The organism is Helicobacter pylori (assembly GCF_014497725.1).
GTDB lineage: Bacteria > Campylobacterota > Campylobacteria > Campylobacterales > Helicobacteraceae > Helicobacter > Helicobacter pylori_DE.
In genome coordinates, this window is sequence record NZ_JACTGF010000005.1 from 74,879 (window position 1) to 96,368 (window position 21,490).

General features: G+C 39.4%; 21 protein-coding genes and 1 tRNA gene. 16 read left to right on the forward strand and 6 right to left on the reverse strand.

What is annotated here, in order from left to right; all coding sequences use genetic code 11:
• Positions 1-15 precede the first annotated feature (15 nt).
• A complete protein-coding gene (locus tag H7N69_RS05190; protein ID WP_187885011.1) occupies positions 16-1,491 on the reverse strand; it encodes a DEAD/DEAH box helicase in 1,476 nt (491 codons plus the stop codon).
• A gap of 185 nt (positions 1,492-1,676) precedes the next feature.
• Between H7N69_RS05190 and H7N69_RS05195 the strand changes: the two genes are divergently transcribed.
• The 12 genes from H7N69_RS05195 (at position 1,677) to hcpE (ending at position 11,928) form a co-directional block, all read left to right on the forward strand.
• Positions 1,677-2,705 carry a flagellar basal body P-ring protein FlgI gene (locus H7N69_RS05195; RefSeq protein WP_187885012.1) on the forward strand — a complete coding sequence of 343 codons (1,029 nt, stop codon included), beginning with the start codon at positions 1,677-1,679 and terminating at the stop codon, positions 2,703-2,705.
• A complete protein-coding gene (locus tag H7N69_RS05200; RefSeq protein WP_000609410.1) occupies positions 2,702-3,019 on the forward strand; it encodes a hypothetical protein in 318 nt (105 codons plus the stop codon). Before H7N69_RS05195 ends, H7N69_RS05200 begins: the two co-directional genes overlap by 4 nt.
• Entirely contained in the window at positions 3,016-4,161 is a 1,146-nt protein-coding gene (gene flgS / locus H7N69_RS05205; RefSeq protein WP_089086595.1) for an acid survival sensor histidine kinase, read from the forward strand. The genes H7N69_RS05200 and flgS overlap by 4 nt, the downstream gene beginning before the upstream one ends.
• 158 nt (positions 4,162-4,319) lie before the next feature.
• Complete coding sequence (gene dps, locus H7N69_RS05210; protein WP_000846460.1) at positions 4,320-4,754, forward strand: DNA starvation/stationary phase protection protein; 435 nt, start codon at positions 4,320-4,322, stop codon at positions 4,752-4,754.
• 20 nt (positions 4,755-4,774) lie between these two features.
• Positions 4,775-5,059 (forward strand): DUF2018 family protein, encoded by a 285-nt coding sequence (locus H7N69_RS05215; RefSeq protein ID WP_180576678.1) that lies wholly within the window; start codon positions 4,775-4,777, stop codon positions 5,057-5,059.
• Positions 5,052-5,447 carry a hypothetical protein gene (locus H7N69_RS05220; protein ID WP_187885013.1) on the forward strand — a complete coding sequence of 132 codons (396 nt, stop codon included), beginning with the start codon at positions 5,052-5,054 and terminating at the stop codon, positions 5,445-5,447. Before H7N69_RS05215 ends, H7N69_RS05220 begins: the two co-directional genes overlap by 8 nt.
• Before the next feature lie 9 nt (positions 5,448-5,456).
• On the forward strand, positions 5,457-6,380 hold the full coding sequence (locus tag H7N69_RS05225) for a polyprenyl synthetase family protein (RefSeq protein WP_187885014.1): 924 nt from the start codon (positions 5,457-5,459) through the stop codon (positions 6,378-6,380).
• Positions 6,380-7,729 carry a glutamyl-tRNA reductase gene (gene hemA, locus H7N69_RS05230; RefSeq protein ID WP_187885015.1) on the forward strand — a complete coding sequence of 450 codons (1,350 nt, stop codon included), beginning with the start codon at positions 6,380-6,382 and terminating at the stop codon, positions 7,727-7,729. The genes H7N69_RS05225 and hemA overlap by 1 nt, the downstream gene beginning before the upstream one ends.
• A gap of 3 nt (positions 7,730-7,732) precedes the next feature.
• Positions 7,733-9,466, forward strand: coding sequence for a proline--tRNA ligase (gene proS / locus H7N69_RS05235; protein WP_187885016.1), 1,734 nt, complete (start codon positions 7,733-7,735; stop codon positions 9,464-9,466).
• 10 nt (positions 9,467-9,476) lie between these two features.
• Entirely contained in the window at positions 9,477-10,397 is a 921-nt protein-coding gene (gene hemC / locus H7N69_RS05240; protein ID WP_187885017.1) for a hydroxymethylbilane synthase, read from the forward strand.
• Positions 10,397-10,768: a c-type cytochrome gene (locus H7N69_RS05245; protein ID WP_187885018.1), complete on the forward strand. Its 372-nt coding sequence runs from the start codon at positions 10,397-10,399 to the stop codon at positions 10,766-10,768. Before hemC ends, H7N69_RS05245 begins: the two co-directional genes overlap by 1 nt.
• Before the next feature lie 92 nt (positions 10,769-10,860).
• On the forward strand, positions 10,861-11,928 hold the full coding sequence (hcpE, locus tag H7N69_RS05250) for a Sel1-like repeat protein HcpE (RefSeq protein WP_187885019.1): 1,068 nt from the start codon (positions 10,861-10,863) through the stop codon (positions 11,926-11,928).
• A gap of 740 nt (positions 11,929-12,668) precedes the next feature.
• On the opposite strand, the gene H7N69_RS05255 is transcribed toward hcpE, so the two are convergent.
• The 4 genes from H7N69_RS05255 to dsbK are packed head-to-tail and all read right to left on the reverse strand — an operon-like array spanning position 12,669 to position 15,858.
• Complete coding sequence (locus H7N69_RS05255) at positions 12,669-13,199, reverse strand: hypothetical protein (RefSeq protein ID WP_187885020.1); 531 nt, start codon at positions 13,197-13,199, stop codon at positions 12,669-12,671.
• The gene (locus H7N69_RS05260; protein ID WP_187885021.1) at positions 13,199-14,371 is read right to left on the reverse strand and encodes a glutathionylspermidine synthase family protein; all 1,173 of its coding nucleotides are present in this window, start codon (positions 14,369-14,371) and stop codon (positions 13,199-13,201) included. The genes H7N69_RS05255 and H7N69_RS05260 overlap by 1 nt, the downstream gene beginning before the upstream one ends.
• A gap of 23 nt (positions 14,372-14,394) precedes the next feature.
• On the reverse strand, positions 14,395-15,045 hold the full coding sequence (locus H7N69_RS05265; RefSeq protein ID WP_078248457.1) for a UPF0323 family lipoprotein: 651 nt from the start codon (positions 15,043-15,045) through the stop codon (positions 14,395-14,397).
• 15 nt (positions 15,046-15,060) lie between these two features.
• Positions 15,061-15,858, reverse strand: coding sequence for a protein disulfide-isomerase DsbK (gene dsbK / locus H7N69_RS05270; protein WP_187885022.1), 798 nt, complete (start codon positions 15,856-15,858; stop codon positions 15,061-15,063).
• Between the two features lie 106 nt (positions 15,859-15,964).
• Here dsbK and kdsB point away from each other — a divergent pair, with 106 nt between their 5' ends.
• The 3 genes from kdsB (at position 15,965) to H7N69_RS05285 (ending at position 18,538) form a co-directional block, all read left to right on the forward strand.
• Entirely contained in the window at positions 15,965-16,690 is a 726-nt protein-coding gene (gene kdsB, locus H7N69_RS05275; protein WP_187885023.1) for a 3-deoxy-manno-octulosonate cytidylyltransferase, read from the forward strand.
• A 192-nt stretch (positions 16,691-16,882) separates the two neighbouring features.
• Positions 16,883-18,334, forward strand: a complete 1,452-nt coding sequence (hopA, locus tag H7N69_RS05280; RefSeq protein ID WP_187885024.1) for a porin HopA — start codon at positions 16,883-16,885, stop codon at positions 18,332-18,334.
• 129 nt (positions 18,335-18,463) lie between these two features.
• Positions 18,464-18,538, forward strand: a tRNA-Asn gene (locus tag H7N69_RS05285).
• 35 nt (positions 18,539-18,573) lie between these two features.
• On the opposite strand, the gene H7N69_RS05290 is transcribed toward H7N69_RS05285, so the two are convergent.
• On the reverse strand, positions 18,574-19,731 hold the full coding sequence (locus H7N69_RS05290; protein WP_187885025.1) for a SulP family inorganic anion transporter: 1,158 nt from the start codon (positions 19,729-19,731) through the stop codon (positions 18,574-18,576).
• Positions 19,732-19,986: 255 nt separating this feature from the next.
• Here H7N69_RS05290 and H7N69_RS05295 point away from each other — a divergent pair.
• The coding region (locus H7N69_RS05295; protein ID WP_232260209.1) for a SabA family sialic acid-binding adhesin at positions 19,987-21,490 on the forward strand (1,504 nt) is incomplete at its 3' end.

A 21,490-nucleotide genomic window follows, 5' to 3' on the forward strand; every position in this document is an offset into this window, starting at 1 on the left:
TCCTTTTTAAATATTTTAACGGCGTTTGGGTTTTTTAGAATGGTGGTTTGTTTTAGGGTGTCTGTCTCTGTGATGGCTCTTTTTAAAAGAGTGCGCTGGCTCGTGCTGCGTTTTTTTGTTAGGGGTTTTTGGCGTTTTTTCTTTAGGGTTTTGAATCGCATCAATTTCTTGCTGGTTCAAGCCAATTTTACTGGTTTCAAACTGCAAACTCAAAAGTTTTAAAACCAATTGAGACGGCTCAAAAATTTCGGTAAGCTGTTCATAAAGACTGATAGTCCCTTCAGACACTTTAGCATCATGCAAGGTTTTGATGATCTGATTTTCGTTAATGGTGGGGATTTCAAAAAGCTCAATCTCTGAATCAATTTCTTTTTGCATGCGTAAAAGCTCTTTGTATTCTAAAGGGGTTACTAAAGTGATCGCCATGCCTTTTTTGCCCGCTCGCCCGGTTCTCCCAATGCGATGGATATAGCTCTCAGTGTTTAGGGGCAAGTGGTAATTAAACACATGGCTTACACCGCTAATGTCTAGCCCACGGCTCGCCACATCCGTAGCCACCAACACGTCAGCGTCATTTTTTTTAAACGCCATGATAGAAGAGCGGCGATCCCTTTGATCCATATCCCCATGCAAGGCGGTGCTTTTGTAATTTTTAGAAGCAAGGAATTGGTGCAATTCATCGGCCTCTTTTTTGGTACGCGTGAAAACAATGCTCTTTTCAGGCGCTTGAGTGTCTAAAAGGCGCATGATCGCTTCAGCCCTCTCATGCTCATTGATCACATAAAAGCGTTGGGTGATGTCAGTGTTAGTGATATTAGAGGGGGCAATATGGATTTTAATAGGGTTTTCTAAGATCTTATCCGCTAGCCTTTTGATCGGCTCTGGCATCGTGGCTGAAAAAAGCAAAATCTGCGCTTCGCTAGGGAGGTAGTCAAAAATCCCTTCAATGTCGTCTAAAAACCCCATATCCAGCATTTCATCGCTTTCATCTAAAACGACCACTTTAGGCACAAATTTATGGATGCGCTCGTTTTTTAAATGATCCAACAGCCTTCCTGGCGTGGCGATCATCACTTGGGGGTTTTTCTTAATGAATTCGCATTGTTTTTTAACGCTCTGGCCTCCATACACGCACACGGTTTTAGTCCTGGTGTGTTTGCCCAATTTAAAAATCTCATCGCTAATTTGCATGGCTAATTCTCTGGTGGGCGTGATCACTAAGGCCTCTATGGTGTGGTTGTTTTTAAGGTTGTTGATAATGGGTAGAGCGAAAGCGGCGGTTTTTCCTGTGCCTGTTTGGGCTTGTGCGATGACATCTCGGCCTTGCAAAACAGCCGGAATGGCCTTTTCTTGAATGGGGCTTGGGGAAGTGAAGCCGGCTTCATAAACGGATTTTAAAACCGATTCTTTTAAGCCCAAATCATTAAAACTCGGCTTATGATAAGCGTCATCGTCAATTTCTGTAGGGAGTGGTGGTTGATTCAATTCCATGGGAGATTCATACCTCAATTTAATTTGAAACTTTAAGCTGATAAAAGGCTAAAATTAAAATCTTTGATTTAAAGTTTATAAGATTTTTGAGTATAGCATAAAAATGCACTCAATTAAGTTTAAAGTTTTTATAAAAGGCTTATGCTAAAATAATTAGAATTTAAGGAATTAAAGAAAGGGTTTGATTGAAACGGGTGTTTTTGTGGCTTATTTTTGTATTAGCCTTTCACAAGCTTTTGGCCGAAAAAATAGGCGATATAGCGAGCGTGGTGGGCGTAAGGGATAACCAGCTGATTGGCTATGGGCTTGTGATTGGCTTAAATGGCACAGGGGATAAATCCGGCTCAAAATTCACCATGCAATCCATTTCTAACATGCTAGAGAGCGTGAATGTCAAAATCTCTGCAGATGATATTAAATCTAAAAATGTCGCTGCCGTGATGATTACAGCCTCCTTACCCCCCTTTGCAAGACAGGGCGATAAAATTGATATTCACATTTCTTCTATTGGAGATGCGAAATCCATTCAAGGAGGGACTTTGGTGATGACCCCTTTAAATGCGGTAGATGGGAATATTTACGCCCTCGCTCAAGGGGCTATTATTTCGGGTAATTCTAATAACTTGCTCTCAGCCAATATCATCAATGGGGCGACTATTGAAAGAGAAGTTTCGTATGATTTGTTCCACAAAAACGCCATGACTTTAAGCCTGAAAAACCCCAATTTTAAAAACGCTATCCAAGTGCAAAACACTTTAAATAAGGTATTTGGCAATAAAGTAGCCATAGCACTAGATCCTAAAACCATTCAAATCACTCGCCCAGAGCGTCTTTCTATGGTGGAGTTTTTAGCCTTAGTGCAAGAAATCCCTATTAATTACAGCACGAAAAATAAGATCATTGTAGATGAAAAATCAGGCACGATCGTTTCAGGAGTGGATATAATAGTGCATCCTATAGTGGTTACAAGCCAAGACATCACGCTTAAAATCACTAAAGAGCCTTTAAATGACTCTAAAAATACGCAGGATTTAGACAATAACATGTCCTTAGACACCGCTCACAACACGCTGAGTTCTAACGGGAAAAGCATTACCATTGCCGGGGTGGTAAAAGCCTTACAAAAAATTGGCGTGAGCGCTAAGGGGATGGTTTCAATCTTGCAAGCCCTAAAAAAAAGCGGCGCGATTAGCGCTGAAATGGAGATACTATGATAAACAACAATAAAGCCATGTTAGAGCAATACAACGTTTCTAAATTAGCGAGCGAAGAGAAATTAAAAGCGTTGGCTCAAAATAAAAACGACAAGCTCCTCAAAGAGCAAACCGATTCTTTTGAAGCGTTGCTTTTAAAATTCATGCTAGATACTGCTATGAAAATGGATAACCCCTTGTATCCTAAAGCCCCAGGCGATGAGATTTATGCGTCCATGTATAAGGACACCCTCTCTAAAGAATTGAGCGGGAATTTTGGTTATAGCGAAATGCTGTTTAATTTCTTAAAAGAGCAAGAAAAACAAAAACCATGAAAAAATCCAAGCGCTTGAAACGCCCTTATTTAAAAAACTCCCCTTTGAAACGCTCTTATAAGGCTTCTTCTTTCAAGGGGTTGTTGGAAAACGAAAATAATGTGATTTCATTAGAAAATTTTAAACCCAAAGAGAGCGAAGATTTATTAGAGAATTTTTCCAATAAAAAAGACATGCAAGAGTTATTAGAGCTTTTAAACCAATTCATTCTACAAAGCTACAAGGTGGAAAAGGAGTTTAAGGATTATAAAGCCCTTTATGAATGGGTCATAGAAATTTTACCGCAAGCGATTTGGGTGATGAATGAAAACGGGAGCTTTTTTTATAAAAATTCTTTAGCCAATCAAAGCCATGAGGTGTTCAATAAGGCTAAATTAGGAAATTTTAACACCGAAATTGAACATGAAAATAAAAGCTATTTAGTCCAGCAAAACAGCATTCAAGGCAAGCAAATCATCACCGCAACCGATATTAGCGCTCAAAAACGCCAAGAGAGGCTCGCTTCTATGGGGAAAATCTCAGCGCATTTAGCCCATGAGATCAGAAACCCTGTAGGCTCTATCTCCCTTTTAGCTTCGGTGTTATTAAAGCATGCGAACGAAAAAACTAAACCCATTGTTGTAGAATTGCAAAAAGCTTTATGGCGCGTGGAAAGAATCATTAAAGCCACCTTGCTTTTTTCTAAAGGCATTCAAGCCAACCGCACCAAGCAAAGTTTAAAAACGCTAGAGAGCGATCTCAAAGAAGCCCTAAATTGCTACACTTACTCTAAAGACATTGATTTTCTTTTTAATTTTAGCGATGAAGAAGGGTTTTTTGACTTTGATTTGATGGGGATTGTGTTACAAAATTTCTTGTATAACGCTATTGATGCGATTGAAGCCTTAGAAGAGAGCGAGCAGGGTCAAGTGAAGATTGAAGCGTTCATTCAAAACGAATTTATTGTCTTCACCATTATTGATAATGGCAAGGAAGTGGAAAACAAAAGCGCTTTATTTGAACCTTTTGAAACCACTAAATTAAAGGGTAATGGCCTAGGGTTAGCCCTGTCTTTACAAGTGGTTAAAGCCCATGAAGGGAGCATTGCGCTATTAGAAAATCAAGAAAAAACCTTTGAAATTAAGATTCTTAACGCTTCTTGATGGATAAAAAACGCTTTTTGGCATTTTTTAGATTTTATTATCAATATTCAATGAAAATAAGATCAAAAAAAATTTTTCATTAACTCTTTTGGTGTAGGATAGCGATCAAGGTTTTTATGAAAATAAAAGCCTAAAACAATTTTAAAAAAGGACTTTTGATGAAAACATTTGAAATTTTAAAACATTTGCAAGCGGATGCGATCGTGTTGTTTATGAAAGTGCATAACTTCCATTGGAATGTGAAAGGCACGGATTTTTTCAATGTGCATAAAGCCACTGAAGAAATTTATGAAGAGTTTGCGGACATGTTTGATGATCTCGCTGAAAGGATTGTTCAATTAGGACACCACCCCTTAGTCACTTTATCCGAAGCGATCAAACTCACTCGCGTTAAAGAAGAAACTAAAACGAGCTTCCACTCCAAAGACATCTTTAAAGAAATTCTAGAGGACTACAAACACCTAGAAAAAGAATTTAAAACCCTTTCTAACACCGCTGAAAAAGAAGGCGATAAAGTAACCGTAACTTATGCGGACGATCAATTGGCCAAGTTGCAAAAATCCATTTGGATGTTGCAAGCCCATTTGGCTTAAGCGACCAAAAAGAAGCCAGCATGAGAGATTACAGCGAGCTTGAAATTTTTGAAGGAAACCCCTTAGACAAGTGGAATGACATTATTTTTCATGCGAGCAAAAAGCTTTCTAAAAAAGAGCTAGAAAGGCTTTTAGAGCTTCTGGCTCTCTTGGAAACTTTTATAGAAAAAGAAGACTTAGAAGAAAAGTTTGAATCTTTCGCTAAAACTTTAAGAATTGATGAAGAGTTGCAACAAAAAATAGAGAGCAGAAAAACAGACATTGTGATCCAATCCATGGCGAATATTCTTAGTGGGAATGAATGAGCTTATCCGCTATGGCTTGATATCCCTCTTTTTTTTAAAGGCGTTTGGGCTTGATTATGGGATAGATAAAACGCTAGAATTAAAAAAAGATGAAGTGTTTAAAGCGATTATCAAAGACACTTCAAACGAACAAACCAAAGAAATCACGCTCTATTGGACGCTATATGCAAATAAAGGTTTAGTCATCAACATGCGTTTTAACCATTTCCCTTACCAGTTTATTTTATACACCGATCATGCGAGAAACACCTATAACCTCAAAGTTTTTGAAGAGAAATTTTCTTCTAACAGCACTCTGTCGCTTGTGTTTAAAGACTTTAAAGAAGATAAAGCCGCTTTAAGGCTTTTAGCCCTTATGCCCCTTGTTTTTTCTCCTAAAGAGCCTTAAGGAATTTGCATGCAAGAAAAACAACTCAAAGCCATTCAAAACAAGATCGCTTCTTGGATCAAAGGAATAGAAAGCGCCTTTATAGATGAATTGTTTTCTAAGATTGGCCCTTCAAAAATGCTGCGCTCCAAACTCATGCTCGCTTTATTAAATGGAAAAACAGACGCTATTTTATTGGATAAAGCATTCAATTTGTGCGCGATTGTAGAAATGATACAGACCGCTTCTTTATTGCATGATGATGTGATTGACAAGGCGACCATGCGCCGAAAGCTCCCCAGCATTAACGCTCTTTTTGGTAATTTTAACGCCGTGATGCTTGGAGATGTGTTTTACTCTAAAGCCTTTTTTGAACTCTCTAAAATGGGTGAATTTATCGCTCAAACCCTCTCTAATGCGGTTTTAAGGCTCTCTAGAGGCGAGATTGAAGACGTGTTTGTGGGGGAAAGTTTTAATAGCGACAAACAAAAATACTGGCGTATTTTAGAAGACAAGACCGCCCATTTCATAGAAGCGAGCTTAAAAAGCATGGCGATTCTTTTAAATAAAGACGCCAAAATATATGCGGATTTTGGGTTGCATTTTGGCATGGCGTTTCAAATCATTGATGATTTGTTAGACATCACTCAAGACGCCAACACTTTAGGTAAGCCCAATTTTAGCGATTTTAAAGAGGGCAAAACCACTCTACCCTACTTGCTTTTATATGAAAAATTGAATCCGCATGAACAAGGGCTTTTAATTTCCTATTTCAAACAAGATAGCCACGAAATCATAGAATGGACTAAGGAAAAATTCAAGCAACATGGTATCATAGAAGAAACCCTTAAAATCGCTCAAGTTTATTCTAAAAAGGCCCTTGAAGCCATTAAGGGGGAAAACAATTTGATTTTAGAAAAACTAGCGCAAGATGTCATTTATAGGACTTTTTAATGGAGTTAGAAACTCATTTGTCAAAATATTTCACCCTAGCCTTTACGCATAAAAGCATGAGCTTAGAAATGCGAGAAAAACTCGCTATCAATTCGAACGCAACGCTTAAAGAATTTTTACAAACCATTAAAAACCATTGCCCTAACATCAAAGAGTGCATGGTGTTATCCACATGCAATCGCTTTGAAATCTATGCGAGCCTAAAGCACGGCGCTCATGCTAATGAACAAAAAAGCGCGTTATTAAAAATCTTAGCTCAAAATAAAAAAATGAGCGTGTCTGATTTAGAAAAATGCGTTTTAATGAGCACTGATGAAAGCGCAGTCCATCATGTCTTTAGCGTGTGCAGCAGTTTGGATAGCTTGGTGGTTGGGGAAACTCAAATCACAGGGCAGATGAAAAACGCCTATAAATTCGCCTTTGAAGAGAAATTTTGCTCCAAAGATTTAACCCGATTGCTCCATTTTGCTTTCAAATGCGCCGCTAAAGTGCGCAATCTAACCGGCATTTCCAAGCAAGGGGTCTCCATCTCTTCAGTGGCGGTCAAAGAAGCGCTTAATATTTTTGAAAAAGAAAGGATTAAGGATAAAAAAGCCCTTGTGATAGGGCTTGGCGAGATGGCTCAATTGGTCATCAAGCACCTTTTAAACAAGCAATTTGAAGCGCTTATTTTAGGGCGTAATGCGGCTAAATTTGAAGATTTTGTCAAGGAATTAGAAGAGCCTAAAAAAGTGGGCTTCCAAAATATAGAAAATTTAAACGCTTATATCAACGAATACGAACTGCTTTTTTGCGCCACTTCTTCGCCGAACTTTATCGTGCGAAATTCCATGTTAAAAGAAACGATTTTCAGGCGTTTTTGGTTTGATTTGGCCGTGCCACGAAATATTGAAAAGCCGACGCTAAATAATATTTTCTTATACAGCGTGGATGATTTAGAGCCTATGGTGAAAGAAAATGTGGGAAACAGGCAAGAAAGCCGAACGAAAGCTTATGAGATTGTAGGGCTTGCCACAATGGAGTTTTACCAATGGATCCAAAGCTTAGAAGTAGAGCCTTTGATTAAGGATTTAAGGGAATTGGCTAGGATTTCAGCCCAAAAGGAATTGCAAAAGGCGCTCAAAAAACGCTACGTGCCTAAAGAATACGAAGGCAATATTGAAAAGATCTTGCACAACGCTTTCAACACCTTTTTGCACCACCCGACCATCGCTTTAAAAAAGAACGCCCAAAAAGAAGAATCCGATATGCTTGTGGGCGCGATTAAAAACTTGTTTAATTTAGACAAATCTAACGCTAACCATGTCCAGAATTTGAATCTCTATAAATGCGAATATTACGAGGAATAATGCATGCTATTTTCAAAACTCTTTGCCCCAACGCTCAAAGAACCCCCAAAAGACGCCGTGTTAAAAAGCCATAAGCACTTAGCTCAAGCAGGATACATTTATCAAATAGGCAGTGGGATTTATAATTTCCTACCCTTAGCTAAAAAAGTGCTAGACAAAATAGAAAATGTCACGCACAAACGCATGCAAGAGCATGGGGCGCAAAATATTTTAATGAGTTTTGTGGTTTTGGCGAGTTTGTGGGAAAAATCAGGCCGTTTGGATAAATACGGCAAGGAATTATTGGTTTTTAAAGACCGAAAAGACAATGATTTTGTTTTAAGCCCCACTTTAGAAGAAAATATCACCGAAATTGCCGCTAATTTCATTAAAAGCTACAAGCAATTACCCATACATCTCTATCAAATCCACACGAAATTCCGTGATGAAATCCGCCCAAGATTTGGGCTGGTGAGAGCGAGGGAATTTATCATGAAAGATGGTTATAGCTTTCATGAAGACGCTGAGAGCTTGGATAAGGAATTTTTAAACACGCAAAGCGCTTATAAAGAGATTTTAAGCGATTTGGGTTTGGATTTTCGCATCGTGGAAGCGGACAGCGGGGCGATTGGAGGGAGTAAAAGCAGGGAATTTGTCGTTTTAACTGAATGCGGGGAAGACACGATCGTGGTGTGTCAAAATTGCGATTATGCCGCCAATATTGAAATCGCTAAACGCTCTAAAAGAACTGAGCCTTTAAATGTCCCCAAAGCGCAATTAGCGAAATTCCCTACCCCTAATACCACCAGCGCTCAAAGCGTGGCGGAGTTTTTTAAAACAGAGCCTTATTTTGTCTTAAAAGCGCTTGTTAAAAAAGTGATCCATAAAGATAAAGAAACCTTGGCGTGCTTTTTTGTTAGGGGCGATGACAATTTAGAAGAGACTAAAGCCCTAAACGCTTTGAATCTTTTGGGGGCGAACGCTTTGGAATTAAGAGAAGCCAATGAAGAAGATTTAAACCACGCAGGGTTAATAGCGGGCTTTATAGGGCCTTATGGCTTGAAAAAGCATGTTTGTTATATTATCTTTGATGAAGATTTAAAAGATAGCGATTGCTTGATTGTTGGGGCTAATGAAAAGGATTTTCATGCGGTGGGCGTGGATTTAAAAGGGTTTGAAAACCTTGTTTATGCGGATATTGTCCAGGTTAAAGAGAGCGATCGTTGCCCTAATTGTCAAGGAGCGTTGAAATACCATAAGAGTTTGGAGGTGGGGCATATTTTCAAACTCGGGCAAGGCTATGCTAAAAGCTTGAAGGCGAGTTTCTTGGATAAGAATGGTAAGGAGCAATTTTTTGAAATGGGGTGCTATGGGATAGGCATTAGCCGGTTGCTCAGCGCGATTTTAGAGCAAAAAAGCGATGATCTAGGCTGTGTGTGGACGAAAAATACCGCTCCTTTTGATGTGGTGATCGTGGTTTCTAATTTGAAAGATGAAGCGCAAAAAAAACTCGCTTTTGAAGTGTATGAAAGGCTGCTCCAAAAGGGCGTTGATACGCTGTTAGATGACAGAGACGCTCGTTTTGGGGCGAAGATGAGGGATTTTGAATTGATTGGGGAACGATTGGCGCTGATTGTTGGGAAGCAAACTTTAGAGAATAAAGAATTTGAATGCATCAAACGCGCTAATTTAGAAAAACAAACGCTTAAAGACACCGAATTAGAAGAAAAAATTTTAGAAATGTTAGCGAGCGAATAAGGGGGATTGAGTGGGAAAATTAGTGATTGGCTCTAGGGGGAGCGAATTGGCCTTATGGCAAGCGAATCACATTAAAGAACGCTTGAAAAAAGAATGCTCTATGGAAAGCGAGATTCAAATCGTTAAAACCACAGGCGATAAGATTTTAGACGCACCTTTAAATAAGATTGGCGGTAAGGGGCTATTCACTAAGGAATTGGAAGAATTGCTTTTAAAAGGCGCAATTGATTTGGCGGTGCATTCTTTAAAAGATGTGCCGGTTGTGTTTGAAAAGGGGTTAGACTTGGCATGCATCACCAAAAGGGCTGATGTGAGGGACACTTTTTTGAGCGTGAAATTCCCTGATTTGATGAGCTTGCCTAAAGGATCAAAGGTTGGCACGACTTCTTTAAGGCGCTCCATGCAGCTCAAACTGAAGCGCCAGGATCTAGACACAGAAAGCTTAAGGGGGAATGTCCAAACCCGTTTGAAAAAGCTTGAATGCGGAGAATTTGACGCTATCATTTTAGCTGAAGCCGGACTGCAGCGTTTAGAAATTCAAGGAGCGAAATACCGCAAGGCTTTTAGCGTAGAAGAAATGATTCCTAGCATGGGTCAGGGGGCTTTAGGGGTAGAAATGCTCAAAAACCACAAGCATTTTATTACGCTTCAAAAACTCAACGATGCAAAAAGCGCGTTTTGCTGCCATTTAGAAAGGGAATTTATCAAAGGGCTTAATGGGGGGTGTCAGATCCCTATTGGCGTGCATGCGAGTTTAGTGGGTGATAGGGTTAAAATCCAGGCGGTTTTGGGCTTGCCTAATGGGAAAGAAGTCATCACTAAAGAAAAGCAAGGGGATAAAACTAAGGCGTTTGATTTAGTTCAAGAGCTTTTAGAAGAATTTTTACAAAGCGGGGCGAAAGAGATTTTAGAAAAGGCGCAGTTGTTTTAATGCGTTTGTTTATCGCACTAGTTTTGTTTTGGTGGTGGTTAAGCTTGAACGCTAAGGAAGCGGATTTCATCTCTGATTTTGAATACGGGCTGGCTCTTTATAAAAACCCTAGGGGTGTTGCGTGCGCGAAATGCCATGGCATTAAAGGCGAACAACAAGAAATCACTTTTTATTATGAAAAAGGCGAAAAAAAAATCCTCTACGCCCCTAAAATCAACCATTTAGATTTTAAAACCTTTAAAGACGCCTTGAGTTTGGGCAAAGGCATGATGCCTAAATACAATCTCAATTTAGAAGAAATCCAAGCGATTTATCTTTACATCACCTCTTTAGAGCATAAAGAAGAGCATAAGGATTCTCCTAAGCCTTAATCAAAGCGCTTGATTTATGCTAAAATGGAGCGTTGCATTTTTTGTTTTGATTGAAGAGGGTTCTAAAAATCAGAATTTAAAAGAAGGTAGAAATGGGTGTCAAAATTTTAAAAATATTAGTTTGTGGGTTATTTTTTTGGTGCTTGAATGCCCATTTATGGGGGAAACAAGACAATAGCTTTTTGGGGGTTGCTGAAAGAGCCTATAAAAGCGGGAATTATTCTAAAGCGGCATCTTATTTTAAAAAAGCATGCAACGATGGGGTGAGTGAAGGTTGCACGCAATTAGGAATCATTTATGAAAACGGGCAAGGCACTAGAATAGATTATAAAAAAGCCCTAGAATATTATAAAACCGCATGCCAGGCTGATGATAGGGAAGGGTGTTTTGGTTTAGGGGGGCTTTATGATGAGGGTTTAGGCACGGCTCAAAATTATCAAGAAGCCATTGACGCTTATGCTAAGGCGTGCGTTTTAAAACACCCTGAGAGTTGCTACAATTTAGGCATTATTTATGATAGAAAAATCAAAGGCAATGCCGCTCAAGCGGTTACTTACTACCAAAAAAGCTGTAATTTTGATATGGCTAAGGGGTGTTATGTTTTGGGCGTGGCTTATGAAAAAGGCTTTTTAGAAGTCAAACAGAGCAACCATAAAGCCGTCATCTATTATTTGAAAGCGTGCCGATTAGATGATGGGCAGGCTTGCCGCGCGTTAGGGAGTTTGTTTGAAAATGGCGATGCAGGGCTTGATGAAGATTTTGAAGTGGCGTTTGATTATTTGCAAAAAGCTTGTGCTTTAAACAATTCTGGTGGTTGCGCGAGTTTAGGCTCTATGTATATGTTAGGCAGGTATGTCAAAAAAGATCCCCAAAAGGCTTTTGATTATTTCAAACAAGCATGCGATATGGGGAGCGCGGTGAGTTGCTCTAGAATGGGCTTTATGTATTCCCAAGGGGACGCTGTTCCAAAAGACTTGAGGAAAGCCCTTGATAATTATGAAAGGGGTTGCGATATGGGCGATGAAGTGGGTTGCTTCGCTCTAGCGGGCATGTATTACAACATGAAAGATAAAGAAAACGCCATAATGATTTATGACAAGGGCTGTAAGCTAGGCATGAAACAGGCATGCGAAAACCTTACCAAACTTAGGGGGTATTGAAAATTTTAATCAATCCCCCCCCAATCATCATCTGTTATTTGACTCAAAACTTTTCAAAGATTTGGCTCTGTTTTAAGAGCTAAAGCAGAAACCCACCCTATTAATTTTTCAATCTTTAGTGTTTTTAGGGCTTTGTCTATTTTCAAAAAGAAAACTTTTTGAATGTTTTTTGCGGTTGTTTGGTTGTGTTTGTTAGCGTGTTTTTATAGTATAAATTTTTGTTAGGTTAGCTTGAAGTGGGCTTTAGGTTTAAAAGTCCTGTGAAATAAAAACGTTTTAGCGTGTTTTTGCGCTATGGGATAGATATGCGTTTGGTTGTGTTTTTCCAATGGCTTTAATTTATGGCTTTGCGTGTTGCTATTATAAGCACGCTACAAACACGAATCACACGATAACAGAGCGGTATGCACACGCTATAAAAAGACTTGATAAAAATAACGAAAAATAGTTAAATCTCAGGCGTTCTTTTAAAAATTGTTATTAGATGAGACAGATAAAAACGCTTTTAGTTTAAAGATAGGTGCGAGTTTTAAGGGTTTTTTGTGTTGGTTTAGTTATTCTTTAATTTTTAAAAAATGGGGTTTTTAAAACTCATAAAAGGATAAGGGGTATTTTGAAATCATTCCCCTACAACCCCCTTTTTTAATTCGCAAGTTTTTTTATTTTGGTTGTGAAAAACACTCAAAAGCCTTTTTTAGATTTCATAAACAATATCCAAAACAGAGCTGATATTTTAAACCCTACAAAGACCAATAGATCGCTCCAAAGAACACGATACTCCCTATCAAAACGCTTACAAACATGCGTTTAGTGTCCTTAAAAGCCACCATTAAAAACGCGCTCAAATAAAACAACAATAAAAACACGCAAAAAATCCCCAAAAGTGCCTTAAACACGATGCCCACCTTAGCCTTATGCAGCATGATGAGTGCGCCTAAAAAGCCCCTTTCAATGGTTTTGATTTTGGTTTGATCGCCTTTAGTTTCAAGGTTGATTTCATACAAAGGCGTGCCGATGATTAACGCTCCCCTATGCTCTCTAGGCTCTATCTTTTTAGGCATAGCGATATGGTTTTCTTTTATAAAGTCTTTTAAAAAATCCAATCGTTCTTCTTTTTTTAAGGATTTTTCTAAAACCCACTCTTTGATGTTAGCGCCAGTGTCTTGGCGCACCCCAAAGAGCAATGAAAGCCCGCTAATCGCAAAAAGAAGTGCCAAAGGGAAGAAAAAAGTGGTCGCATAAATGTGAAAATAACGCATCATTGCAGTCATTACTGCAACCTGTGGCTCACGAATTTAGAAAAATTATCCAAGACTAGCCCCCCTTTTCTAAACCCTAACGCGCAAGATTCATAAGCAAAAAACACATTAGGCTGATAATACAACCCGTTATGCGAATTGAGCTCGTAAAATTCTTGATAAACGGGTTTGTGGTTAGAATAAACGCCATCCGTCTTTAAAAGCGATTGCATGGAAGCTTCAAAGATTTCGCTATTCGCCCCTTCCCTACCAAAAGCCACTTTTTTGATTTGCTTTTTATGGGTTAAAGGCTCATAACTCGTTTCTAGCAATAAGGGGTGGTTGGGGTATCTGTCCCATAAAAGTTTTAAAAAACGCTTGGATTGGAAAAGGATCGTATAAGCCGGGTTTAAAAAAATCGTGTTTTTGTTTTCCATCATGCCTTGCATCAAAAGGGCTAATTCTGGCTCATCAATAGCAATGTTTTCCCATGGGATCAATTTGAATAAAAACTCATAATTCAAGCCGTTTTTAAACACACCCTCTTCTATATTAAATTCCACCTCATCAATGTAAGAAAAATCCGTTTCAAACCCCACGCTCTGAGCAGCGTCTTGCAAAAAACGCATGGTGCGCTCTTCTTCAATATTCCCCCTAACGCTTGAAAAAAGGATTTTCCACCCCTCATACATTTCCTCAAAACGGCTCGTGTCTTCGCCCAAAGTAACCAGGCGTTTAAAATTCTCGCCAAGCGCTTCATAAAGGTTATTGAATTGCTTGTTTTCATCATAGCCATTGGCTTTGAGTAACGCCCACTGAATCAGCGCAGTTTCATAGAGCATGGTGGGGGTATCAGCGTTAAATTCCAGTAATTTAATCGGCTTGCCATCAAGCCCCCCGGCTAAATCAAAACGCCCGTAAATATGCCAATGCACTTCTTCTTCAAAACTCTGTTTGATCATAGGAATGAGCGCGTTAGGAATATCCAATTCAAAAAAGCGATCGTTTTTAATGGCCTCTTCAGCCGTTTCTACAAACATGTCATAAAGCTCATTGCAAGCGTCATAATAAGCGTCCGCTTCTTTTTGAGAAACGACTACCATTTCATCAGCGATATAAGATGACATGTCATCATTAGTGTGCCAATCTAAGCCGATTTCTTCTAAGGTCTTATTGTCTAAAGGTTTTAAAGGAATCACTTGCATTTTTTAGCCTTAAATAGATTAAATTATGAGTTAAAGCCCCTTGTCCCAGAGCTTATTGCAGGCGAACTAGTAGGCCTACTAGAGCCAAAAAACCCGCTCTGTCCCTTACTCGCTCCACCCATGCTTGAAGCACTAGGCGTGCTTTTAGAAAAGGAATTTTGAGAGCGTTGGTAAGCTTGTGGGGATTTGTAGGTCCGTTGGGCGTTTTGCTGATAATTAGGGTTATTGAAAAGCTTATTGCCAATATAACTCCCTAAAATCGCCCCCGCCGCGCTCCCTAAAATCGCGCTCCCCAAGCCAAAGCCTGAGCTTTCATTACTCCCACCCCCATTATTAGGTTGGATAAGCTTGCTCGTGCCGTTATCAATTTTGGCTTCTTCTTCTTTGATGAGCTTTTGAATCTCTTCATTGCTTAACACGCGTTCATTGCCTTGCAAATCGCGTACTATAATGTGGGTTCTTGAGCTAGGGTATTCTTCAACAACCTTGTAAGATTTATCCTTTTGCTCTTCTAAAATCACAAACGCGCCTTTTTGAACGCTTTGGCTCAAAGAGCTTTGCTCTTTTGGTTTGTCATCAGCATTGCTCTTACACCCCACAATGCTCACCATCACTAATGCGCTCAAACCACCCACGATCGCATAATCAGAAATCTTTCTGTAGGGTTTTTTCATGAGAGTAGCCTTATATTATGCCTTATAATGGTATAAGAAAGGTACACCCTTAATCACGCCAGATTCAAAAATCTTTTTCGTGGTATTTTCCACTTTAGTGCGTAAATCTTCAGGCTCTTTTTGGGCGTTAATATCGTATTGGGTGGAATAAATCTTTTCAAGAATAGAGATTTTATCTTCCACGCTCGCTCCCCTAGCCCTAGCTTTCGCCATTTCTTCTTGGATCAAAGCCGCTTTTTTAGCCGAATTGACCCCAAGCCACCCCACTACAACCATCCTCACGGTGTTTTCTTTCAAGTGATCCCTGAGTTTGGTGAGCTCTTTTTGGCAATGCGGGCACATGGGATCGGAAACAATATAAAGGATCTTGTCCTTATTTTCAGCGTTAGTAGAGGGCAACTCTATCGCATAATCAGCCGGCACTTCATCAAAAATAGCGTTCAATTTCGCGCTATTTTGTTGGGTGGCGTTAAGGGCTTGGATTTTTTGATTGGTTTCTGCGACTAATTGCACATCTTCGCTTTTATTGCTAAAAAAGATATTGCTAAGCCCTATGACTAAATTACCATCCTTACTCACTACAAGCGGGATATTGTATTTAGTGTCCGGATCTTCAATAACGACCATTTTTAAATCCTGATTGGATTTCAAGGGTTTAGTCTCTAAAATACGCACCTTTTTATTGGTTTGTTTTTCAATCACTTTAATCAAATTGTCTTGCATCCGTTTGTCATTAGCTGAAACTGAATGTTTAGGGGCTGCCCCTAAGCCTACAAGAAGTAACGCGCTCAACACACTCGCTCTTAATATCATTAAAACTCCTAAAGTTCAATAGCCTAAATCCCTACAATAAAAGGAATAAGCTTTTAATGGGTATAATACCATAAAATCCCCTATTTTGGCTTAAAAAGGTTTAAAGATGATTATCATTCCTGCCAGATTAAAATCCAGTCGTTTTGAAAACAAGGTGCTAGAAGATATTTTTGGCTTGCCTATGGTGATCCGTTGCGCTAAAAATGCGAATCTAGTAGATGAATGCGTAGTCGCTTGCGATGATGAAAGCATCATGAAAGCGTGCCAAAAATTCCGCATTAAAGCGGTGCTAACCTCCAAACACCATAATAGCGGCACGGAACGCTGTTTGGAAGCGGCGCGAATTTTAGGGTTAAAAAACGATGAAAGGGTTTTAAACTTGCAAGGCGATGAGCCTTTTTTAGAAAAAGAAGTCATTTTAGCCTTATTAGAAGCCACCCAAAACGCCCCTTTCATGGCGACTTGCGCTAAAGTCATTGATGAAGAGCAGGCCAAAAGCCCCAATTTAGTCAAGGTGGTTTTAGATAGCCAAAATAACGCTTTGTATTTTTCGCGCTCCCTTATCCCCTTTTTACGAGATTTTGATGCGAAACGCCAAACCCCCCTTTTAGGGCATATCGGTATTTATGGCTTCCACAATAAAGAAATATTAGAAGAATTATGCGCTTTAAAACCTTGCGTTTTAGAGGAAATAGAAAAATTAGAGCAATTAAGGGCTTTGTATTACCAAAAAAAGATTGCAGTAAAAATCGTTCAAAGCCAAAGCGTGGGCATTGACACCAAAGAAGATTTGCAAAACGCTTTGAAAATTTTTAGCCCCAATCTCCTTTGAGCGCTAAAATTTACTCAAAGCATTTTTCACCATCAAAAACCTCTTTTTAAATCCAATAAAAAGCAAAATTTGTTAATTTTTGCTCAATTTTATTAAAAATTCAATAAATTTATGGAACAATTAAACGCATTGTAAATAAAGTTTCAATTTGATACGATTTTGCAAATAAAACATTACTTTAAGGAACATTTTATGAAAAAAACGATTTTACTTTCTCTTATGGTTTCATCGCTCCTTGCTGAAGATGACGGCGTTTTTATGAGCGTGGGCTATCAAATCGGCGAAGCCGCTCAAATGGTGAAAAACACCGGCGAAATCCAAAAAGTCTCCAACGCTTATGAAAATTTGAACAATCTTTTAACCCGCTATAACGAACTCAAACAAACGGCCTCTAACACCGATTCAAGCACTACTCAAGCGATTAATAATCTAAAAGAGAGCGCTAGTAGATTGAAAACGACCCCCAATACCGCTAATCAAGCCGTGTCCTCAGCGCTCAGCTCTGCGGTGGGCATGTGGCAAGTGGTAGCCTCTAATTTAGCCAATAACTCGCTACCCACTAATAAATACAACGAAATCAATGCGATTTCTCAATTGCTCCAAAATACCCTAGAAAATAAAAACAATGATCTTAAAATTGAAAATGACTATGACCAGCTTTTAACTCAAGCTAGCACCATTATTACCACCCTTCAAAGCCAATGCCCAAGCATAGACGGAGGCAATGGCAAACCATGGGGCATTAATGCAAGCGGGAACGCATGCACTATTTTTGGCAACACCTTTAACGCCATTAATAGCATGATTGATAGCGCTAAAAAAGCCGCCGAGCAAGCCCGAAGAACTGACCCAGAAGGTCCAAACCAACCAAGCGCGTTTACCAACGCTGATTTCACTAAAAACCTTAATCAAGTCTCAAGCGTTATCAATGACACTATCTCTTACCTCAAAGGGGACAATTTAGCAACCATCTATAACACCCTTCAAAAAACGCCCGATTCTAAAGGGTTTCACAGTTTGGTGAGCCGATCTAGCTATAGTTATTCTCTCAACGAAACCCAATATTCTGAATTCCAAACCACCACCAAAGAGTTTGGCCATAACCCCTTTAGAAGCGTGGGTTTAATCAACTCTCAAAGCAATAACGGGGCGATGAATGGCGTGGGCGTGCAATTAGGCTATAAGCAATTCTTTGGGAAAAATAAATTTTTTGGGATCCGTTATTATGCCTTTTTTGATTACAACCATGCCTATATCAAATCCAACTTTTTCAACTCCGCTTCCAATGTTTTCACTTATGGCGCCGGCAGTGATCTTTTATTGAATTTCATCAATGGCGGATCCGATAAAAACCGCAAAATCTCTTTTGGCATTTTTGGAGGCATCGCTCTAGCAGGCACGACATGGCTTAATTCCCAATTGGTGAATTTAAAAACCACCACTAGCATCTACAACGCCAAAATCAACAACACCAATTTCCAATTCTTATTCAACACCGGTTTAAGGCTTCAAGGGATTCACCATGGCGTTGAATTAGGCGTGAAAATCCCCACCATCAACACGAATTACTATTCTTTCATGGGCGCTAAATTAGCCTATAGAAGACTTTATAGCTTGTATCTCAATTATGTTTTGGCTTATTGATATTGAATCAGTTCTCATTACTAATGAGAACAAAGCCAACTTTTTGGCTCTCAAGTGAATAATGGCATCATTTTACTTGACTTTTTACAAAAAACACACTAAAATTTACTTTTATTTTTTGAGCGAAATTCCAGATTAGCTCAGCGGTAGAGTAGGCGGCTGTTAACCGCTTGGTCGTAGGTTCGAATCCTACATCTGGAGCCATACTTTTAACTCATCTTTTTTCTTATAGCAAAACTTCACGCAATCCCTTTAGATTTGATCCATAACGCATTGACTAACACCCCCACCACAACCCCTATCGCTAAATTATGCGTGTATAAAACCACCGCCACGACTAAGAGCATGTTCAGCGTGTCATAGAGCTTGATTTTTTTAATGTTAATAATGGATTGGAAATTAAAAGTGGTGAAAGAAATCATCACCATTACCGCTACAACCGCCACAATAGGGATCTTAACCACGTATTCATTAAACACTAATATTAGCACCATTAACGAAAAGCCGGCAAAAAAAGTAGAAAGCCTTGTTTTGGCCCCGGATTTTGCGTTAATGATAGACTGCCCCACTAAAGCGCACCCTGTCATTCCCCCTAAAAGCCCTGAGATGATATTCCCCAAGCCTTGCGCTTTAGTTTCTTTATTTTTATCGCTCACGCCGTCTTTTAAAATAACGTCTAAAGTTTTAGCGGTTAATAAACTTTCTATCGTGCCTACTAGCGCTAAAGAAAGAGCGTAAGGCAACAATTCTATAACGATTTTAAAATCCAAATTTTTGGGGATAATGATGAAATGAAAGCCTGAAACCCCTTGCTCAATGCTCCCCAAATTCGGCGCATGCATATCAAAAATTAAAGCGATCGCGCTCACTGCAAGGATACAAATCAGATTAGAGGGGATTTTTTTAGTGATTAAAGGGAAGAGGTAAATGATGAGTATCCCAATAGCGAGCAAGACAAACACCCCTAAATTTTGGTTTTCAAGGAATTTGAACTGCTCTGTTAAAAGCAAAATGCCTAGCGCGTTCACAAAGCCATACATCACCGATTGGGGGATAAATCTTAAAAGATTCCCTATTTTCAAATAGCCTAAAAGAATTTGCAATATTCCTGCCATAAGAGTCGCCACGCCCGCGTATTCAAGCCCATAGTTTTTAACCACGCCCACTAAAATGAGCGCCACTGAGCCGGCCGCTGCGCTAATCATCGCCTTTCTAGCCCCAAAAAAAGACAAAATAAAAGCCATGTAAAAGGTCGTATAAAACGCCACGCCCACATCTAAACCCACCATGATCGCAAAACCGGCCGTCTCTGGGATCACAGAAAGCCCCACCACAAAACCAGACAACAAATCTTTTTGAATGTTGCTCAGCCATTCTTTTTGTATCTTTTCCAACATGCCTTTCTTTCCCATTAGAATGGCTTGATTGTAACCAAAGATTTAAAAACCAATTTCAAACCAGATAAAATTCCTTTTCTGTAAATCAAGCTATATGATATTTTATTGTAAAAAATACTTAAAATTGTTTTTTTTTTTTTTCAAAATATAAATTTTAAGTTAAGAATAAGCATTTTATGGTAAAATGGCGAAATTTCATAAACATGACTATCATGGGAATGCGAAACCAACAAAAATCTATTAAAAGGAGAAAACATGAAAATCAAAAAATCTCTCTTACTCTCTCTTTCTCTCATGCTCTCATTATCAAGGGCTGAAGATGACGGATTTTTTATGAGCGTGGGCTATCAGATCGGTGAAGCGGTTCAAAAAGTGAAAAACACAGGAGCATTGCAAAATCTTGCGGACAGATACGATAACTTAAGCAACCTTTTAAACCAATACAATTACTTAAATTCGTTAGTCAATCTAGCCAGCACGCCGAGTGCAATCACGGGTGCGATTGACAATCTAAGCTCAAGCGCGATCAATCTCACTAGCGCCACCACCACTTCCCCAGCCTATCAAGCTGTGGCTTTAGCGCTCAATGCGGCTGTGGGCATGTGGCAAGTCATAGCCCTTTTTATTGGCTGTGGCCCTGGCCCTACCAACAATCAAAGCTACCAATCGTTTGGTAACACACCAGCCCTTAATGAGACAACCACCACTTGCAATCAAGCGTATGGGACAGGCCCTAATGGCATTCTATCCATTGACGAATACCAAAAACTCAACCAAGCTTATCAAATTATCCAAACCGCTTTAAACCAAAGCCAAGGAGGCGGAATGCCTGCCTTGAATGACACCACCAAAACAGGGGTAGTCAACATACAACAAACCAATTATAAGACCACTAAACAAAACAATATCATAGAGCATTATTATACAGAGAATGGGAAAGAGATCCCAACCTCTTATTCAGGCGGATCAGCACTCCCACTCTCAATAAAATTCACATTCAATAATAACGCTGAATACCTTTTGCAACAAGCCGCCACTATCATGCAAGTCCTTACCACTCAAAAACCGCATGTGCAAACGAGCAATGGCGGTAAAGCGTGGGGGTTGAGTTCTACGCCTGGGAATGTAGTGGATATTTTTGGCCCTTCTTTTAACGCTATTAACGAGATGATTAAAAACGCTCAAACAGCCCTAGCAAAAACCCAACAGCTTAACGCTAATGAAAACGCCCAAATCACGCAACCCAACAATTTCAACCCCTACACTTCTAAAAATAAGCAATTCGCTCAAGAAATGCTCAATAGAGCTGAAGCTCAAGCAGAGATTTTAAATTTAGCTAAGCAAGTTGCGGACAATTTCCACAGCATTCAAGGGCCTATTCAAGGGGATTTAGAAGAATGTAAAGCAGGATCGGCTGGCGTGATCACTAATAACACTTGGGGTTCAGGCTGCGCGTTTGTGAAAGAGACTCTCAATTCCTTAGAGCAACACACCGCTTATTATGGCAATCAGGTCAATCAGGATAGGGCTTTGGCTCAAACCATTTTGAATTTTAAAGAAGCCCTTAGCACTTTAGGGAACGACTCAAAAGCGATCAATAGCGGTATCTCTAACTTGCCTAACGCTAAATCTCTTCAAAACATGACGCATTCCACTCAAAACCCTAATTCCCCAGAAGGTCTGCTCACTTATTCTTTGGATACCAACAAATACAACCAGCTCCAAACCATCACGCAAGAATTAGGCAAAAACCCCTTTA

What these genes read in the sequence shown, in the direction of transcription:
- hopA (WP_187885024.1), top strand. Translation starts at nt 16,883, where the DNA reads ATGAAAAAAACGATTTTACTTTCTCTTATGGTTTCATCGCTCCTTGCT.
- H7N69_RS05220 (WP_187885013.1), top strand. Translation starts at nt 5,052, where the DNA reads ATGAATGAGCTTATCCGCTATGGCTTGATATCCCTCTTTTTTTTAAAG.
- H7N69_RS05245 (WP_187885018.1), top strand. Translation starts at nt 10,397, where the DNA reads ATGCGTTTGTTTATCGCACTAGTTTTGTTTTGGTGGTGGTTAAGCTTG.
- hcpE (WP_187885019.1), top strand. Translation starts at nt 10,861, where the DNA reads ATGGGTGTCAAAATTTTAAAAATATTAGTTTGTGGGTTATTTTTTTGG.
- hemA (WP_187885015.1), top strand. Translation starts at nt 6,380, where the DNA reads ATGGAGTTAGAAACTCATTTGTCAAAATATTTCACCCTAGCCTTTACG.
- kdsB (WP_187885023.1), top strand. Translation starts at nt 15,965, where the DNA reads ATGATTATCATTCCTGCCAGATTAAAATCCAGTCGTTTTGAAAACAAG.
- H7N69_RS05215 (WP_180576678.1), top strand. Translation starts at nt 4,775, where the DNA reads ATGAGAGATTACAGCGAGCTTGAAATTTTTGAAGGAAACCCCTTAGAC.
- dsbK (WP_187885022.1), bottom strand. Translation starts at nt 15,858, where the DNA reads ATGATATTAAGAGCGAGTGTGTTGAGCGCGTTACTTCTTGTAGGCTTA.
- H7N69_RS05255 (WP_187885020.1), bottom strand. Translation starts at nt 13,199, where the DNA reads ATGACTGCAATGATGCGTTATTTTCACATTTATGCGACCACTTTTTTC.
- H7N69_RS05265 (WP_078248457.1), bottom strand. Translation starts at nt 15,045, where the DNA reads ATGAAAAAACCCTACAGAAAGATTTCTGATTATGCGATCGTGGGTGGT.
- H7N69_RS05260 (WP_187885021.1), bottom strand. Translation starts at nt 14,371, where the DNA reads ATGCAAGTGATTCCTTTAAAACCTTTAGACAATAAGACCTTAGAAGAA.
- proS (WP_187885016.1), top strand. Translation starts at nt 7,733, where the DNA reads ATGCTATTTTCAAAACTCTTTGCCCCAACGCTCAAAGAACCCCCAAAA.
- H7N69_RS05225 (WP_187885014.1), top strand. Translation starts at nt 5,457, where the DNA reads ATGCAAGAAAAACAACTCAAAGCCATTCAAAACAAGATCGCTTCTTGG.
- H7N69_RS05190 (WP_187885011.1), bottom strand. Translation starts at nt 1,491, where the DNA reads ATGGAATTGAATCAACCACCACTCCCTACAGAAATTGACGATGACGCT.
- H7N69_RS05290 (WP_187885025.1), bottom strand. Translation starts at nt 19,731, where the DNA reads ATGTTGGAAAAGATACAAAAAGAATGGCTGAGCAACATTCAAAAAGAT.
- H7N69_RS05200 (WP_000609410.1), top strand. Translation starts at nt 2,702, where the DNA reads ATGATAAACAACAATAAAGCCATGTTAGAGCAATACAACGTTTCTAAA.
- flgS (WP_089086595.1), top strand. Translation starts at nt 3,016, where the DNA reads ATGAAAAAATCCAAGCGCTTGAAACGCCCTTATTTAAAAAACTCCCCT.
- dps (WP_000846460.1), top strand. Translation starts at nt 4,320, where the DNA reads ATGAAAACATTTGAAATTTTAAAACATTTGCAAGCGGATGCGATCGTG.